We start from the raw sequence: 16,378 nt of genomic DNA, 5'->3' as shown, positions 1-16,378 counted from the left end.
ACGCTTTGCGAGGTGGCCCGATGGTGCGTTATGCGGCGGTCGGTGGCGTGCTTGGCGCCGGGGTGGCGGTCAACTGCCCAGCTAGCTCCTTCAGGACGGCTCCTGGAGGAGCCACGGCTCCCGGGGAGACCTGCCAGTTGGCGACGGAGTGTCCTGCGACAGGCCCGACCACGCGGTGGCCGTCTTGCTGGAGCAGACGCACGGCGCGCTTGAACGGGCCGCCGTCAACGGCCCCTGTGGCAAGCGAGGGCGCATGGACCACCGGAGCCTTCGTAGCCACGACGATGCTCACGGGAAGGCTGTCGGAGATTCCGAACGCGCAGCGGGACAGGAAATCGAGAGTGGCGGGCCAGACGATGACGGCCTCGGCCCAGTCTGCCCATTCGACATGGTCGGGACCGCTCCCTTCTGGCCAGGTCGGGGGGATGACCGGCCGTCCCGACAGCACCCTCAGGGCACGCGGTGAAACGAGATCACGGGCTGCACTGGTGAGAGTGACTGCGACGTCCAGTCGGTAGTGATGCCGCAGCAGTGTCACGAACGTGGGAAGATGGCTCACACCGATCGCACCGGTTCCGACCACCAGTACCCGCTCGATTCCAAGACTTTCGGGTAACTCGCCGGTCATGCCGCCTCCTCTGTCGCCCGGGTGAACTCGACCGCCCGCTTCCACGACTCATCCAGTTGCCCGAGGACAGCCTCCAGACCGCCTTCCCCAGAGGCCGCCCAGGCATCGACGAGTGCCTTGGACCAGTGGTGGCCGACGCTTCCTGCCATCAGCCCTCCGGACTCCTTATCAGGGGCGAGAGTCACCCCGACGCCCGGTGCCACGGCGACACTGAAGCCCGGCACGGAGTCCTTCGTGCCTCTGGCTGCCGGCACCACATGGCTGACTACATTGCTTAGTTGAGCAGTGGAGCAGTAGAGGACGATGCCGTCGGGACGGTCGAGCATTGCGTCGGAGCCGCCCACCTTCGCCGCGAACCGCAGGCCTGCGGTCTCCAGCGCGCGGATGATGCCGCACCACATGTCGAATGCCTGGTCGATGGGAGCATGCACGTATACCCGTGCCTCTGTGTGCCCGGCTGCTCCGGGGGGAGACCAGTAGAGCCATCGCGCTCCCACTGGTTCAGCAACGGCGCTTGCCACACAGGTAGCAAGGGACCCATCTGCTGCTCTGCGGACCTGGGCCGAGTCGAGGACGACCTCGACGCCGTCAGGACAGGCCACGAGAGTCTGTCCGGTGCCGGTGTCCTCGGAGATCCAGGAGAACCCGGGGTATTCGTGGGTGAGGTCGTTGAGTCTCTGCTCGGCCTCCCGCACCATCGTGGCGAATCGGCGGCGGTCGGAGGAGAACGTACCGTCGTGCCGCTCCTGGGGGGCGTGAACGGCCCAATACAGCCGGTCGACCAGGTCGCCGCGTTCCTCTGTGGACAGCCCCTGCTCCCGGTGGCCAGGAGACAGGTCCGGGCGCCCATGGCGGCGCAGCACCTCGGTAGCCAGTTCACGGAGGCGGTTGATCTCGGGGGTGTCACAAGATCGCCTCATCGGTCGATCGCCTCCCAGCGCTCTGAGTCCTTGAGCAAGCCGCGCCCGATGCTGTGCAGGGCGGCGACGATCCGGTCCCGTCCGGTCATTGCGGCCCTCAGAAAGGCACGGGCCAGCAGACAGCAGCCGACGGAAGCGGCGAGCAGTTCTCGGTTGAGCTCTGCGCCGCCTGCGCCGCGGTAAGCGGACAGAGCCGCTCTCACGTGTATCGCGGCCGTGTCCATCGCCGATCGCAGCTCGGCTTGCGCCTCCGCTCCGTGTGGAGCATCCATGGGGACGAGTGCGTCGGTGATCAGCGAGCCACAGAAGGCGCCGAGGTCGGCTTCCGGGCGCCCAAGCCCAGCGCACTCCCAGTCGATGAAGTACGGAACGCCGTTGCGATCGACCACGACGTTGTTGGTCCGTGCGTCGCCGTGGCACCACACCGGTCCTTTGGTGAGGAGGGTGTGGGTCACGCTGCCCAGGTGCCGCAGAGCGGAGTCACGATGCAGCGCCCCAAGTAGTCGGCGCTGTGTGGATGACAGACCGGACCACAATCGCAGCGGCAAAGGATTCCAGGGCAGCGATTCGAGCATGACCGAGTGGCGCCCGGGAGGAGCAGCGGCGTGCAGGACCGCGAGTGCTCGCCCCACGTGCTGCAGCTGCTCAAGCGTGGCGCTTCCTCCATGCAGACGGGCGTCCAGCCGTGGGCCAGGCACCTTTGAAATCACGGGCCGCCTGCCCCGGGCTGCCGAGGCGACGGCTGGCGCCATCGCCACTCCAGGAGAGACTTCCAGAGAGGCCGCCCATCGCACAATTTCGGCCTCGGACAGCCGACTGTTTCCGTACTGGGTAGGCATTAAATGCGCACTCTTTCAAAGGTGTAGCACTAAAATAGGGCGGGTCAGGAAATTGAGAATAGTAGCCCAACCCGAGAGCGGCGGTTGGTGCCGATGCGCATCGGACAGTTCGCATCCGATACACATCGGCACCTTAGACCAGGTGCACCAGCTAGATCAGCAGTGGATCATGGTCGTGTAGATGACCGAACCCTTGGCGGTCGGCATCTCGGTCGGGTCGATCTCCAGGTCGGCCAGGCCGGCCACTTCGTCGGCCTCCAAAAGGTTGGCCAGAACGTCCTCGACAGTCATCTCCGCGTTAGGCATGGAGGTAGTCCTTTCTGTCTATTTAACGCAACCCCTCGCAGACTCGTGACAGATTTCACGAGCCATTCGAGAGCGGGGGCGCCAGATCATTCAAATGGAAAGCGATCACCGAGGCAATCGAATTTCCAGTCGATGTGACGCGGATCACTGCGGAGTAGTTTATTCCGTAATTGCCTGGCGAGAGATCCGACAAAACAAGCCAGAAAGGGAGTGATTTGAGTCGACAGCGTCCCGTCGGGAACTTGGCGCACCGAGCATTTCTTTACGGATTCAACAATTCCATTTCTTGTGGGAATTGGACTTCCCTGTCCCTAATGGCTATCTGCGGATATCTCCATGATCCGAACAATCCCCGTACATGTAGGGGTATGGCGTAACACCGGACAGGCAGGGGGATGCGGATGGGTTGGGGCGGCGCACTCGGCGCCGCCCCAACCCATGGGTGAGCTTGTTGAAGGGCTGACGCGTGATGAGGTCCTGGCCACCGTCAGCTGGGGTGAAGCCGCGCTCCAGGGGTGCACCGCATCTCGACGATCGCGTACCGCGATACCCGTGGACTGGACAGTCGCCCACCACTGCCCTGATGACACATCACGTATCGGGCTCCAGCATGGCTGAATATCCGCCGGCAGCAGCGAGGCCGCCGGAACCTGCGAGGGGCCGTTGCGCGGGAGTCAAGAGGAGGCAAGGACTCAAGGCCGTCCGAGGTCCCAGTGCTCGGGAGCGATCAGCTGATGCCTACGCAAAGTGATGCCGGTCTCGCCAAGCCTGGCCCGAAGGGGGCCGGCATGCTCCATCCCTGCAGCACGCGGCTACGGGTGAGAGGTCTTCCGGAAAGCCCCTGGGCGCAACGGTGTAAGGGAATGCGTGCCCCACGGTTTCCGGCTCACGATCCGTACGGACGCAGACCGGCACGCCGCAAGAAGGGCGGGCTGGGGCGCGTCTTGCCGGGCTCAGCAGCCGCCCGATGTCTGCCAGATGCCCCTCAGCAGGGTCGGGGACTGGCGCGGTGGCTTCCGCTCCGTTTCCAGCCCCCGCCGCTTCAAACCGTGCGTGCGGTTCTCCCGCACACGGCTTTCCGGCATCGTTCACCGACTGGCATGCGCCGTCGCCCTGTGCACGTTTCCGGTATGGCGGTAGACGCCGAGTCGGGTGATCCATCCGCAAGTGAATCGGGTGGTCCAGTTCCGGCCTCGGAGTCTGTGTTTCCGGCTGGCAAAGATGGCCAGACGTTCGTGGACGTAGCCGTCGACCGCGTTGAACTTCCGTCCGGAATTCCCGTTGCGGAAGTACGCTGCCCAGCCCCGCAGCACGGGGTTGAGGTCGGACACCACGGCGGTCACCGGCCTTTCGGTCTTCGAGCGGGAAGTGGCTGCGCGGACCTCGTCCCGCAGCACGTTCATCGCTCTCACCGAGGGCCAGCGTTGCAGATAGAACCTGCCTCGCCATTTCCACTATGCGACCTTCCGGTGGTGGAAGCCGAAGAAGTCGCATCCCTGCCCGCCCCGGGTGAGGCAGGTGATCCCGGATTTCTCGGGGGGCAAGCGCATCCCGAGCCGTTCCAGCACCCCCGCCGCCAACTGCCAGGCCATTTCGGCCCGTTGTCTGATCAGCGAAAGGACCACGAAATCGTCGCCATACCTCACCAGCACTCCCAGCACGGGTACCCTTCGTCGTGCCACGCCTCGTCGAGAACATGCAGGGCGATGTTCGCCAGCAGCGGGGAGATCGGTGAGCCCTGCGGAGTCCCCGCCCCGGTCGGGGAGGCCACCCCGCCCTCCAGGACACCCCTCCGCAGCCAGGCCCGGATCAGCTTCAGCACCGGCCGGTCCACGACACGCCGGGCCACCTGGGCCATGAGCGCGTCGTGGTCGATCGTGCCGAAGCAGCCCCGGACGTCGGCCTCGAAAACCCACCCCCGTCGCTGGTTCGCCGCGACGCGCACAGCTTCGCACGCGTCAATCGCGGACCCTTTGGGCAGAAATCGGTAGCTCGCCTCGGTGAACTGGGCCTCGAAGACCGGTTCCAGGACCAGTTTCGCGGCCGTCATCACCACCCGGTCCGCCACGATGGGAACCGAAAGCAGCCTGGACTCCCCAGGCCGCCCCGCTTTGACAGTGGGCATCCTCGTCACCCCGGCCGCCGCGCTCGCCACCAGCTACCTGCTTAGACGGCTGCGCCCGTGGCAGCAGCTGGCCAACCGGGCGGCCCATCAGGCCCGCTTCACCGGCACGTGGGCCCGGGACGACACCGCCCGCCAGACCGCCCCCGCCCTGGTGACGTTCGGCGGCACGGGTCGCGCACCAGCTGACGCCTCATGCGCACCCCCGCCACCGAGACCCGAACACCGACACCCGTACGTGATCCGGACTGGGTCGCCAACCGCACCCGGAGCGTCCCCCGGGTCGGGGACATCTCAGGGGTGTCCTGAACTAAGTTCGGGGGGTTTCCCGGATGCCGGGTACGGCCCGCTCCGGCCACATTGACGACATGACCTTACGCACCCGTACCCGCCTCGGATCCGCCGTGCTGGCAGCAGCCCTGATACCGGTGCTGGGGCCGCTGCCAGCGGTGGCAGCCCCAGCAATGGCCACTGCCTCGGCCGGCGCCACCCCCACGACCACGAAGCCCGAAGGGGATGAGCAGCATCCATTTCTCCCCCGATCCGGGCACCCGGCCCGCGTCGTCGAGGAAGAGCGAATCGGGCCCCGGCAGCTCGATCTGACCATCAGTTCCCCGGCCCTCGCTGGCACCGGGAAGGTCCGGCTGCTCACCCCGGACGGCTGGACCACGCGACGCCCCGGCGACCGCTGGCCGGTGCTCTACCTGCTGCCCGACGGCGAAGGGGACTACCAGACCTACACCCGCGACTACCACGTCGAGAAGTGGCCCGAGCTACGCAGGACGCTCGTCGTCATGCCCCAGATGCCCTTCTACGGCTTCTACAGCAACTGGTGGAACACCGGCGCAGGGGGCGCCCCGGCCGTGGAGTCCTTCCACCTCGACGAGGTGCGCCCCATCCTGGAGCGTCGGTACGGTGCCGGCCGGCAGCGGGCCGTCGCCGGGCAGTCCCAGGGCGGGTACGGAGCCATCAAGTACGCGGCACGCCGTCCCGGGATGTTTCGTGCCGCCGTCAGCTTCAGCGGCTTCCTCCATCCCCTGCAGTACCCGGAGGCGGTCAGCGGCGGCGCGGAATACCTCGGAGTGCCGTGGCAGAAGATCTGGGGCGACCCAGTCCGGCAACGCCACATCTGGCGGGAGAACGATCCCTACTACCTCGCCGAACGGCTGCGCGGCACACGGGTCCACATCACCTCCGGGGACGGCACTCCAGGAACCCTCGACCCTCCGGACACCGAGCCGGACCCCAAGATCCCGGGACTGGAGGACCTCGCCCCGTTCTACCCCGACGAGGTCATCTCACTGACCGAGGCCGTGATGGGCGATGAGTCCCGCACCGTGGCCCGCCGCCTTCAGGAAGCAGGAGTCGGGGTCACCACTCACTTCTACCGCGGCACGCACAGCCCGCCGTACTGGCAGCGTGAACTGCGACACTCATTGCCTCTGCTCACGGCCAACGCGGAACCGAGCCGCTGACAGGCTCTACGTGCCGACTGGGGCGAGTTCGGTGAGGCGGCCCAGGCGCGTGGAGAGGGCCAGGATGACTTCGGAAAGAGCACCGCGGCCGTCGTTCTGGGGCAGGGTGACGGCGTGGCGCTGGACGTCGGCGGCGACCGCGCGGGCGTGCCCGGTGAGCTGGAAGGCGATCTGCTCGTGTCGTGGGGTGCGAGGTCCGGGCCCTTCCACGCTAGGACAGCGGTGACGAGCGCCTCATGCGGGGTGCGGTCCAGGGGAAGTCCGGCCTCGATCAGGCCGCGCGGAATCGGCGCCGCGCGGATCGGCCACGGCCCCTGTTCGCTGTGTCCGACAGGGGCCGTGGCGTGGGGAATAGCGGCCGGGGGCGGAAAGCGGCCATAGCACTGGTAAGGCCAGCTCAGACCGCAAAGCGCTAGGGCGCCTTACGCTTTTGATACACAACGTTCGGGCGTACCGGTACAGGCAGTTCCGGGGCGTCAGAAGACAGGTCTGCTCAGCCCTCAGAAGGCCCGTTGAGGGCAGCGGAGGTCAGCAGGACGGGGAAGTCGATACGGAGTTCATGGACAACTTCGATGACGGTTTCGGCACGCTGCTGGAACGGGCAGCCGGGCGTGGCGCAACTGGCAGAAGAGTCAGAGGAGTCCGGGTGAGCGCGTCCAGGCCGCCCCTCCGGTAAGGAGGGGCGGCCTGGACGTCGGAAGCGTTGGGAGCGTGCCGGGGGGTTACTTCTTCGGGCAGGTCTCCTGGGTCACCTTGCCGCCCGACTTGTCGGCGGTGGCCGGGTCCATCGACAGGCACATGCCCGTCCAGTTGTTGATGAACTTGAAGCCGTCCTTGGAGCCGGTCGCCGTGGCGACCTTGGTCGGGACGACGTTCCACATCTGGCTGCCGGAGAACCAGCGGGTCTCACAGTCCCACCAGAACAGCTGGGTGCCGGAGCCGGGCGGGTTGCCGTTGTTGTAGGGGACCGTCAGGCACTTTCCGTTGCTCGCCTTGATCCAGAAGTAGCCCTTGTTGTCGAACGACGACGGCTTTTGGGCTTCCCACTGGTGGCTGCTGGGCGGGCTCGACTGGCACTCGCGCTGGGTGACCAGACCGCCGGATTTGGAGTCGTCGAACTCGGGGCCCCGCACCATGCAGCGGCCGTTCAGGCTGTTGACGTACGTCTTGTCCTTGTTGACCATCCAGATCATCCGGTTGCCGCCGCTGACGGTGTTGTCGGCGTTGTGGTCGATGATGGCGTTCACCAGGCCCCAGCCGGGGAAGTCCATCATGACGATGCCGACGCGGCCTTGTGTGTTGTTGAGGTGCTTCATCAACCGGTAGTTGATGCCCTCGACGTACGTATTGGGGTCGTTGTCGACGGTCCGGTAGCCGCCTGCGTAGGCGGATGGCACCAACGAGAAGGGGGCGTTGGACGCGGACGAGTACGTCAGATACAGGTCATCCGAGGAGCTGCCCTTCGGCATCGCCTTATCGACGTTGTCCTTGACGAAGTTCCACTTGGCCGGGATGGTCGGCGCCGCGTAGGTGTCTTCCTTGTGGGCGTTGAATCCCTTGATGCCGTACTTCTCGTCCCCTTCCTTCCCGGCATTGTCGAAGCTGCCCAGGACGATCTTGCCGCGGACGTCCCCGAGCTTGGGGATGTCCGCCTGGCTGCTGCCCGACACCGAAGGGGCGTAGAAGAGCCCTCCGTACTCCGGCGCCGCCACGTATTTTTGGAACGTCGACCGGACCTCGTCTTCGCTCGCCGTGGGACTGTTCGCGCATTCGAAGGTGCCGGCGTTCTTGTAGGGGCACTCGGCCCTCAGCCGCATCACGATCGTCTCTTTAGGGTTCGCCTTGAGGAAATCCTGCGCCTTGTCGAGGACGTCCGCGAAGTTGGCCTTCTGGTAGAACGAGGCGTGGTGGATCGTGAAGGTGTTGTTGACGCGGCGGACCCGGATGTCAATGGCCCGGATGCCCGCGTTCAGCTGCGCGGTCAACGTATTGGCGCTGTCGCCGTGGTCCTCCTGCGTCTGCACGTTCTCACCGCCGTGGATGGACAGCGTGTCGTGGGTACCGGGAATGGACATCTGCGACAGCTTGGTGCTGCTCGAAATGCCATGCATCCACTCGTTTCGGTCCGCCTGCCCGAGGTTGTTGAAGGCGTCCTTGTTCGTCGACCCGGCCGCCCCGGCAGCGGTCGGCATCAGCAGTGCCGCGCCGAGCGCGACGCAGACCGTCATCAAACCTGTCAGCGAGTGGGACCGTCTGCGCGATCCGGCGCCGACGGCGCGGGGGGTGGAGCTGAGCATGGGACTCCTGTCCAGAGCATGGCGTTACACGGTCCAGCTTGAGCCCCGCCGCTCACGTTCCGCTCACGTTTCACTCACCCCCCGAGCACACGCCCGCATGGACCTGAGCCCCCGTTACCCCGTTGCCCTCGCGTTCAGACCTGATGCCCCGACGCCTTGCCCGCCAGCGCCGCCTCTTCGCGGTGGCGCTGGCACAGGGCCGGACAGGTGATCCTGTCCGGCCCCACTGTCGCTGGTCATTACCAGTTTGCACCGCCAACCGGTGGCCCAAGGACAGGCGCAAGGAGGGGGCGTCGTTCACCGTTCACCGCATCCTGGCCTCGGTCGCGGACGAGGGCGAGCGGTGGGCGGCGATCGAGTACGCGCCGTTCAACCCGCGCACCGGAGCGAGGCAGTGGACGCCGGACGGCGCCAAGCGCGTGGTCGGCCAGCGGGTCGACCGCCCAGTGACGCTGGATGAGAAGGTCGCGACGGTCGCCGATCTGACGCGGGATGACGAGGTCGCCGCCGACCTGCTGAAGCGGCCCAAGGTGAGCGAGCACGTCACCCCGGCCGAGAAGATGCGCATGGTCACCGAGCTGACCCGCGACGACGACACCGTGCAGGAAGTCACCCTCGGCTGGATCATGAACGCCCGCCGCAACGCTAGGGACTATGAGCGACTTCCCCAACATGCGGAAGCCCATCTGAACTGGGCGTTCATCATGCTCAGGACCCGGCGCCTGACTCCAACGGGCGCACCCCGAGCGGGACGAAGAAGCCGGAGAGCAGCATGGAGTTCGGCACTCCCCGGACCGGTCTACGGACCGAGAACAACCGGGTTTTCGCTGGGCCCCTCAGCAATCAGCTCGTCGAGAGCAGCAGCCAGGTCCCGCGGACCAAACAGCTCTGGACCTTGGTAATCAGCGATCTCGTCCAGCCGCCACCACCGGAACGACGTGAGGTGCTCGGCAGCCAGCTCTACCTCTGACAGCCTGCCCGCCGGCTCGAACGCCTCGGCATACACCAGGAAATAGTCGTTGATGACGCCGTCATAGCCCTGCGCGTACTCAGGCCCGATGAGCCGCTGATGCCACACAGGCCGCAGCGGACCTTCAAAGTTGAGCCCGACTTCTTCCAACAGCTCGCGCCGTAGGGCTGAGCCTGCCGATTCTCCCTCCTCGATCCCACCTCCCGGGGTTATCCAGACCACCGCACCCGGAAGCACGCACCGGCACAGCAGGATGCGGTTCTCCCCATCCAAGACGACCCCACGCGCCGCGTGACGTAATTCAGCAAAAACATGATCGAACATTACGCGCAGATCCCCTGGAGCCCGCGAGGGAGAGAAACAACTACTCGAGGGAGCAGCATATGAGCCGGGACAACGTTCCCGCGCCCGCCCAGCCGCCTGCCCCCTCGCCCGCCCCGCAGCAGACGCCCGTCGGCGCGGGCCTGAGTCACCGAGGCCGGGCGTCGCCGCTACGGCGGCCATCCACTGCTCGAAATCGCTCATGCCCGGCCAACGACCCAGGGGGGCGGACAGCACGCGCTGCGTGGCCCTGGCTGTCGTGCGAGGACGGCCGTACGGTCCGGTGTGGGCCACTTCCCTCGTGATCTGACGTGTTCAGGCTCATCAGGAGGATCACGTGTTTTGGAAGTTCAGGACCGCCGGGAGTGGTATACCGCAAGCAGGCTCCTCGAACACGACAAGGCTTAAGGGTGTTAAGCCCACCGAGTCGGCCAGGAGCCCGCGAGGCGTACCTTTTCGGATTCCAGGTGGATCACACGGCACGCACTATCAGGAGGTCAGCTCCCGATAAGCGTCGGGCCAGTGCTTTTGGTACCCAGTGACCGGGCCGTCGTACTGGATGCCCGTGTCCCAGTTGAGGAGCAGGCACTGGTCACCCTTGAACAGCATGGTGCGCCAGCTGCCGCCATCATTCGGCAACTGAGTCGCCCCGTCCAGGTCGCGGGCGAACGAGGTGCCCCCCACGTCCCGCCAGTGCTTCTGAAAGCCGCTGATCCGGCCGTCGTACTGGATGCCCGTGTCCCAGTTGAGGACCAGGCACCGGTCGCCCTTGAACAGCATGGTGCGCCAGCTGCCGCCGTCATTCGGCAACTGCACGGCCGCATCCAGGTCACTGGCGAACGAGGTGCCGCCTACGTCCCGCCAGTGCTTCTCGTACCCGCCGATCTTCCCGTCGTACCTGATGCCCTGGTCCCAGTTGAGGACCAGACACTGGTCGCCCTTGAACAGCATGGTGCGCCAGCTGCCGCCGTCATTCGGCAACTGCACGGCCGCATCCAGGTCACTGGCGAACGAGGTGTTGCCCACGTCCCGCCAGTGCTTCTGATAGCCGCCGATCTCGCCCACGTAGTTGATGCCCTTGTCCCAGTTCAGCTCCAGGCACCGAGATCCGCGGAACAGCAGGGTCCGCCAGCTCCCGCCCTCATCCGCGATCTCCGTAGCGGCGTCCACAAACTTCATGCCGGTCTGCCTTTCGATTGAAGGCGTAACCTCGCCCGACTGATCGGATGCGAGGTAGGGCAGCGGCGGGTCGGAGCCTGGGTTTCGCCGTTTCCTGCTGCCGACCCGTCAAGACAGATGGTCGCGGGCCACGAGGAGTTGACTCAAGGCGCACAGGTGAACGAAGCGTGGTTTCGGACAGACCCTAAGGAGAGATCAGCTCCGGTCGTGGCCCAGGAACCAGCACGGACACATTGGAACTCCGTATTCCGGCGCCGTAGGGCCGCATGCAACAGGGCCTGATATCCGAAGTCTCGACCAAGTGCCCGACCTCAGACGGGGGCGGGCTGTGCCCGATCCCTCGAAAGCAACCATCACTCCACCGCCAAAACGGCCCCAGCGCGGTTCACATACAGAACACAAGAACTTGCCAGGGAAGACGGCAGCAGCCCGGAGCCGGGTCCGCGCTGCCGGTGGTGCGGGCAGCCGCTCGGCGCGGGCTCCCCACGGCGACGATACCGCGCGCGGCCGCGCCAGCGCCGGGACCGCGCGTACCGCGACCGGCGCCGGGCGATGGCGGGGATGCCCGAGCGCCTGGCGCTCGCCGCCGGCCATCGTGTCGATGAGCAGGTGCAGGCGATCGCAACGAGGCGCGCGGGCCGGGCGCGTACGTCGCTCACGGGCGCCCGGCACCCGTGGGAGGCGAGTCAGGCGGCGACCGTGGCGCGACCGGCGGCGTACACCGCGGCCTGAGCGGCGGCTCACCGGCCGAGGTGTTCGGCGGTGGCCATGTCGGCCTTGTGGACGCTGTCCGCGCCCCCGGTCGGTATCGGTCTGCGCGCCGGCGCCCAGGTAAATACCGAGGCGGTTGAGGTCGTTCTCGGAGGCGGTGGTGGAGTGCCGGCCGGACGTCAGGCCGAGGTTGATCCAGTGCATGCCGTGCTGGGCGGCCAGCACGGAGAAGAACTACAGGGTGTTCAGCTTGTCGCCGCTCTTTACACCGGAGTTGGTGAAGCCCGCCGCCAGCTTGTCCTGCCAGTCTCGAGTTGCCCAGCGTTTCGAAGTGGCCTCGGCGAAGACCTGGACAGCGCCGGACGCGATGCCCATGTAGGCCGGCGAGCCGAAGACGATCGCGTCGGCGGCGTCGAGCAGCCCCCACTGCTCCTCGATGCTCTCATCGACCTTGACCAGGCGGACATCCGCTCCGGTGTCGGCGGCGCCCTCGCGCACCGCTTCGGCCAGCACCGCGGTATGGCCGAAGCCTGAGTGATAGGCGATGGCGACGACCGGCGGGACGGCAGCGGCAGACGAAGCAGCCGGGGAAGGCGGGGGCATGCTGCGAGGGCTCCTCAGATCATGGCGCGAGGCGGTCAATCTCATGACGGTGGAGGCTCCTCGCCGACCTGTATCACCGTCAGTGTCGGCGTCGAGGTCAGCCGTTGACGCGGTACCGGCTGGTGATCGCGACGCGGTTGAACGCGCTCATCAGGATGGCCAGCCAGGAGACGGCCGAGATCTGGTCCGCGGTGAGGTGGGCCGCGGCAGCGTTGTACTCCGCGTTGCTGACGTGTCCGTCCGACACGCGGGTGACCGCCTCGGTCAGGCGGAGGGCGGCGCGCTCGGTCTCGGAGAAGTAGCCGGTCTCCTCCCATCCGGGCAGGACGGCGATCCGGTCGGGGTTCTCGCCCTTCTTGAGGGCGTCGCGGGTGTGCATGCGCAGGCAGAACGCGCAGCCGTTGATCTGGGAGGCGCGGATCTTCAGCAGCTCGATCAGGAGCGGGTCGAGGCCCGCCGCGGCCGCGCCCTCTTCCACCTCCTGGGACAGGGCGATGAGGGCCTTGTAGGAGGCCGGGTGCTGCTTGCCGATGTTCACGCGCTGGAGGTCGTTCATTGTTCCTTCGATTCGTCGCTCGTGTGCCTTCTCATCAGGGAGACGAGGCAGCCCCTGCGGATGTGACAGCTCAGAGGCGCGCGAGTTTGTCGGGATTGATGACCCTGCGATAGGCGGTGATCAGGCCGTCGGTGATCTGGACCGTGTCCACGCAGTGGACCCGGCCTTCGCGGTAGAGCACCAGGGCGATCTCGCCGCCGACCTCGGCGAAGGCGATGCGATCCGGACGCCACTGGCGCCCTACACGCGCCATCACCTCGGCGACACGCTCGCCGCCGTGGATGGGCTTGCGCGCCGCGGAGACCTTGCCGCCACCGTCGGTGACAAAGACGGCGTCCGGATGCAGGAGCCTGACTAGGCCCGCCAGGTCCCCGGCCTCATACGCGGCGCGGAAAACCTCAAGGACGCGTTCGCGCTCCGCCTTCGACGCCTGCGGCACGGACTGCTTCGCCTTGGCGACCCGTCGTCGCGCCCGCGAGGCGTGCTGCCTGGCGCCCGGCACCGAGACGTCCAGCACTTCGGCGATCTGGGCGAACTCGAGTCCGAAGACGTCGTGCAGGACGAAAGCCACCCGCTCCGGCGGACTCAGCTCTTCCATGATCAACAGCATCGCCGAGCCGACGGACTCATCAACGAGTACCGGCTGCGACGCGTCGGGCCCCGTCAGCAGCGGCTCCGGCAGCCACGGCCCGACATAGCTCTCCCGACGGTAACGGGCACTTCTGAGAAGGTCGTACGACCGCCGCGCGGCCACCGTCACCAGCCAAGCCCTCAGGTCACCGACGTCCCGCAGATCCGCTCCGGCCGCCCGCAACCACACATCCTGGGTCACGTCCTCCGCATCGGCCACACTCCCCAGCAGCCGGTAGGCCACACCGAACACCGCAGGCCGGTGCCGCTCCCAACCGGCCCCGAGCGCATCCTCCCGCTCAGACCGTCCGGGCCCGTGCCCGTCATCCATACCGATCGCGCCTCCTCCACCGTGCCGACCAGCGTAGCCATCCGAACGCGGGATCTTCGAAGACAGCTCCGCAGAAGCGGGCGAGTCCGCTCAGACCGACGACGCAGGACGGCGGCACCTCATAGTGGGAAAGGGCGGACTTATGAGACACCCACTCACAGGTACTGCTGCTGAATCCAGTACCCGAGCAGGCCGGACGCGGCGGTGCCCAGGCCGTAGCAGAGCCCCCGGAAGACGTGGATTGCGGCGGTACGGCGCAGCCGGTCCAGCAGGTGCAGCCGTTTGCGGGTAGTGAGAGCGCGTGGCGTACCGGTGGGCGCGTGGCGGTCCGGCCTGGTGCGCGGGGTGGAGGGTTCGGCGGGGGCGGCGGGGGTGGCGGGGTTTTCGGGAGGGGTGGTCGTCGGGTGCTCCTTGTTCTGGGCATGGGTGAGGCCCGCGTGGCCGCAGCGGCGTGATGGAGATGAAGAAGGAAGGGGGCGTGGCTGGGTCAGCGGGTGGGGTGGGGCTGTGTAGCAGTGGGGCGGGGCCGGCGGACGGGTCTGCTGGGCCAGGGGTTCGGTCAGCGGGTGAGTTCAGCGGGGTCGCGCATCATGAAGTCGCGGATTTCTGCTTTCCAGGGGACGGGGCGGGCAAGGCCTTCGGCGATGCGGGGCTCGCCTTGGACGGGGCGGGGCAGGTGGTGGTCGGGGTGGTAGTGCAGGAGGCGGGTGAAGGCGCGCCAGGCGCGGGCTCGGGCGGGGGCTTGGGTGTGGGTGTCGTCGAGGGCGTGGTACACGGCCAGGAGGTGGGCGGCCGGTGGGTCGCCGACGCCGGCGGCGAAGCCCCACCAGAACACGACGCAGCCGGGCTACATCGATCCGACCCTGGTTGAGTCCGCCGTACAGAGGCCCGTGACCACGGCGATGCTCGGGAGCGAGCGCGAGATCCACCAGCGTTTTGACCGGGCCCTCCGTGCACAGGAGGGCCTCCGTCAGCTCGGACAACGCGTCCGAGCGTCCTGTGAGACACGGATAGAAGTCCGCCCGGGACTGCGACGATATGGCCAGCGACTCACGCCGGCCACCAGTCGGAAGGCTCACCCCGCGCGGCCCCGCCCAACCTCCGCCTGGAGCAGGCGCGGAGAGGCGTCAAAGCCATGGCGGGAGTACGCCGAAACCGCCCGGTCGCTGGAGTGAACGGTCACACGCTCAAGACCGAGGTCCCTCGCCCAGGCCAAGACCTCCTCGATCAGCTTGCCGCCGAGACCGTGGTCGCGCTCCTGGGGTACGACGTACGTGCACTGCACGTCACCCGACAACCGCTCGAACGCGCGTGGATGCGGCACACGCTGCGTGATCGCCAGCCAGGCCATGCCGATCACCACGTCGTCACGGACCATCACCATGCACCGATGTGAGGACTCGGCCTCCCGGGCCCATGCCACGAATCGGGGGACGAACTCGTCCAGCATGGTGTCGGGGGTTCCGTAGAGCTCCTGCACCCACCGCCATCGCAACTCACCTACGGCGGCTAACTCATGGGGCTGGGCGGGGCGGCACACGATGTCATCCACGGCTTCATCCTGGCGCTCGACGGCCGCTTCCACCACTCCCGCACCAACAGAGCGGCGGCCCCCAGGCTCCCCCTTCGTTAAATGACAAGCTCAGAGGGCGTTTTGACCCGTTGTTTGTCTCTTCATCGAGCACGGCGCTCCCGTGCGCAGCCACCGCAGCGGCCTTCCGGATGTCGGCCGCGTCCAGGCCGACGCTGTCCAGGTCGGTGGCGATCTCCTCCAGTGGCGCGATCGCCGCCTCGCTCCACGTTCCGTATCCCGGGCCGCTGACGGGCCCAGAGTGCGGGCCCGTACGTCGTGCACGGAGCGGGCGATGGCGCCCATCTGCCGGAAGAACGCAGGCCATGCGGTGCGCGGATACGTCCCCAGGTGTTCCGGGGCAAGGATGCCGTCCAGGTGGGTCTGGATCATCCGTCCCGGGCGATCACCTCGTGCGACCAGACCGCGGCGAGCACCTGCGGCATCAGCGGCGCGATCACGGCCGGCCAGGGCTGGCTCGCGTACTCGTTGCGCATCAGGTGCCGCTCGCCGCGGAACTGACGGTGCTCTTCCGGCGCGACACGCAAGATCACCGGCCGGTCCCGCCCGGCCAGGGTCACCCGGTAGACGTTGTTGTACATACCCCCCTCCGCCAAGCTCGACGGCAGACACCGGCACGGCGGCACCCCCGAAGGCCCACCCACAGACCTTCCCGATCTCCTGCGCGGTCAATGACTGCTGGAACGCCTCCGAGGCACGCTCAACCGGCTGCAAGTCCATGCTGCTCAGCATCCCCGCTCCCCCGCTGCTCGTCACATACACCGTGTAGGCGGTACGACGGATCGCAGCACTGTGACAGGTCCTGCCCGATCCTGCCCGAGTTGGCTGGTTCGCTTCACCTCCAGTACGCCAGGGAGAAACTCCGTGTATCCCTCACGTTTGAACACCTGGGGCAGCGG

17 protein-coding genes and 2 pseudogenes are annotated in these 16,378 nt (G+C 67.0%); 2 read left to right on the top strand and 17 right to left on the bottom strand.

Translation table 11 applies throughout. The features are described from left to right. Positions 1-28 precede the first annotated feature (28 nt). The 6 genes from ACF062_RS21135 to ACF062_RS21110 form a co-directional block, all read right to left on the bottom strand. Positions 29-628: a flavoprotein gene (locus ACF062_RS21135; RefSeq protein WP_392140189.1), complete on the bottom strand. Its 600-nt coding sequence runs from the start codon at positions 626-628 to the stop codon at positions 29-31. Then, positions 625-1,548, bottom strand: coding sequence for a T3SS effector HopA1 family protein (locus ACF062_RS21130; protein WP_392140187.1), 924 nt, complete (start codon positions 1,546-1,548; stop codon positions 625-627). The genes ACF062_RS21135 and ACF062_RS21130 overlap by 4 nt, the downstream gene beginning before the upstream one ends. Continuing rightward, positions 1,545-2,387: an aminoglycoside phosphotransferase family protein gene (locus ACF062_RS21125; RefSeq protein ID WP_392140185.1), complete on the bottom strand. Its 843-nt coding sequence runs from the start codon at positions 2,385-2,387 to the stop codon at positions 1,545-1,547. The genes ACF062_RS21130 and ACF062_RS21125 overlap by 4 nt, the downstream gene beginning before the upstream one ends. 156 nt (positions 2,388-2,543) lie before the next feature. After that, on the bottom strand, positions 2,544-2,693 hold the full coding sequence (locus tag ACF062_RS21120) for a hypothetical protein (RefSeq protein ID WP_392140183.1): 150 nt from the start codon (positions 2,691-2,693) through the stop codon (positions 2,544-2,546). A gap of 1,088 nt (positions 2,694-3,781) precedes the next feature. Continuing rightward, positions 3,782-4,096 (bottom strand): group II intron maturase-specific domain-containing protein, encoded by a 315-nt coding sequence (locus ACF062_RS21115; protein WP_392140182.1) that lies wholly within the window; start codon positions 4,094-4,096, stop codon positions 3,782-3,784. A 239-nt stretch (positions 4,097-4,335) separates the two neighbouring features. Next, complete coding sequence (locus ACF062_RS21110) at positions 4,336-4,818, bottom strand: reverse transcriptase domain-containing protein (RefSeq protein WP_392140180.1); 483 nt, start codon at positions 4,816-4,818, stop codon at positions 4,336-4,338. 365 nt (positions 4,819-5,183) lie between these two features. On the opposite strand from ACF062_RS21110, the gene ACF062_RS21105 reads away from it, so the two are divergent. Next, positions 5,184-6,290 (top strand): alpha/beta hydrolase, encoded by a 1,107-nt coding sequence (locus tag ACF062_RS21105; RefSeq protein WP_392140178.1) that lies wholly within the window; start codon positions 5,184-5,186, stop codon positions 6,288-6,290. 6 nt (positions 6,291-6,296) lie between these two features. On the opposite strand, the gene ACF062_RS21100 is transcribed toward ACF062_RS21105, so the two are convergent. Both ACF062_RS21100 and ACF062_RS21095 read right to left on the bottom strand, forming a co-directional pair. After that, positions 6,297-6,500, bottom strand: a complete 204-nt coding sequence (locus ACF062_RS21100; RefSeq protein WP_392140176.1) for a hypothetical protein — start codon at positions 6,498-6,500, stop codon at positions 6,297-6,299. A 512-nt stretch (positions 6,501-7,012) separates the two neighbouring features. Continuing rightward, positions 7,013-8,587 carry a phosphatidylinositol-specific phospholipase C domain-containing protein gene (locus ACF062_RS21095; protein ID WP_392140175.1) on the bottom strand — a complete coding sequence of 525 codons (1,575 nt, stop codon included), beginning with the start codon at positions 8,585-8,587 and terminating at the stop codon, positions 7,013-7,015. Between the two features lie 143 nt (positions 8,588-8,730). Here ACF062_RS21095 and ACF062_RS21090 point away from each other — a divergent pair, with 143 nt between their 5' ends. Further along, a complete protein-coding gene (locus tag ACF062_RS21090) occupies positions 8,731-9,489 on the top strand; it encodes a DUF6192 family protein (protein WP_392140173.1) in 759 nt (252 codons plus the stop codon). Here the strand turns inward: ACF062_RS21090 and ACF062_RS21085 are convergent. From ACF062_RS21085 to ACF062_RS21045, 9 genes and pseudogenes are all read right to left on the bottom strand, one after another. Further along, entirely contained in the window at positions 9,387-9,881 is a 495-nt protein-coding gene (locus tag ACF062_RS21085) for an NUDIX domain-containing protein (RefSeq protein WP_392140171.1), read from the bottom strand. The two genes, ACF062_RS21090 and ACF062_RS21085, sit on opposite strands and share 103 nt — an antisense overlap. Before the next feature lie 486 nt (positions 9,882-10,367). Continuing rightward, positions 10,368-11,057, bottom strand: coding sequence for a hypothetical protein (locus ACF062_RS21080; RefSeq protein ID WP_392140169.1), 690 nt, complete (start codon positions 11,055-11,057; stop codon positions 10,368-10,370). Positions 11,058-11,797: 740 nt separating this feature from the next. Beyond that, positions 11,798-12,371, bottom strand: a pseudogene (locus tag ACF062_RS21075) (flavodoxin family protein). Between the two features lie 97 nt (positions 12,372-12,468). Next, a complete protein-coding gene (locus ACF062_RS21070) occupies positions 12,469-12,927 on the bottom strand; it encodes a carboxymuconolactone decarboxylase family protein (RefSeq protein WP_392140167.1) in 459 nt (152 codons plus the stop codon). A 70-nt stretch (positions 12,928-12,997) separates the two neighbouring features. Next, positions 12,998-13,888: an RNA polymerase sigma factor SigJ gene (sigJ, locus tag ACF062_RS21065; protein WP_392140166.1), complete on the bottom strand. Its 891-nt coding sequence runs from the start codon at positions 13,886-13,888 to the stop codon at positions 12,998-13,000. Positions 13,889-14,447: 559 nt separating this feature from the next. Continuing rightward, positions 14,448-14,723 carry a hypothetical protein gene (locus tag ACF062_RS21060; protein WP_392140282.1) on the bottom strand — a complete coding sequence of 92 codons (276 nt, stop codon included), beginning with the start codon at positions 14,721-14,723 and terminating at the stop codon, positions 14,448-14,450. Between the two features lie 37 nt (positions 14,724-14,760). Further along, a pseudogene (locus ACF062_RS21055) lies at positions 14,761-14,967 on the bottom strand (transposase); the annotation flags it as partial. Continuing rightward, positions 14,964-15,440: a GNAT family N-acetyltransferase gene (locus ACF062_RS21050; protein ID WP_392140164.1), complete on the bottom strand. Its 477-nt coding sequence runs from the start codon at positions 15,438-15,440 to the stop codon at positions 14,964-14,966. The pseudogene ACF062_RS21055 and the gene ACF062_RS21050, both read right to left, overlap by 4 nt. Before the next feature lie 407 nt (positions 15,441-15,847). Next, positions 15,848-16,060 carry a hypothetical protein gene (locus ACF062_RS21045; RefSeq protein ID WP_392140163.1) on the bottom strand — a complete coding sequence of 71 codons (213 nt, stop codon included), beginning with the start codon at positions 16,058-16,060 and terminating at the stop codon, positions 15,848-15,850. Positions 16,061-16,378 lie beyond the last annotated feature (318 nt).

The sequence above is a fragment of the Streptomyces sp. NPDC015345 genome, from assembly GCF_043078805.1.
Lineage (GTDB): Bacteria > Actinomycetota > Actinomycetes > Streptomycetales > Streptomycetaceae > Streptomyces.
The sequence above is the reverse complement of the archived record's forward strand: the minus strand, read 5'-3'. Positions and strand labels throughout refer to the sequence as shown.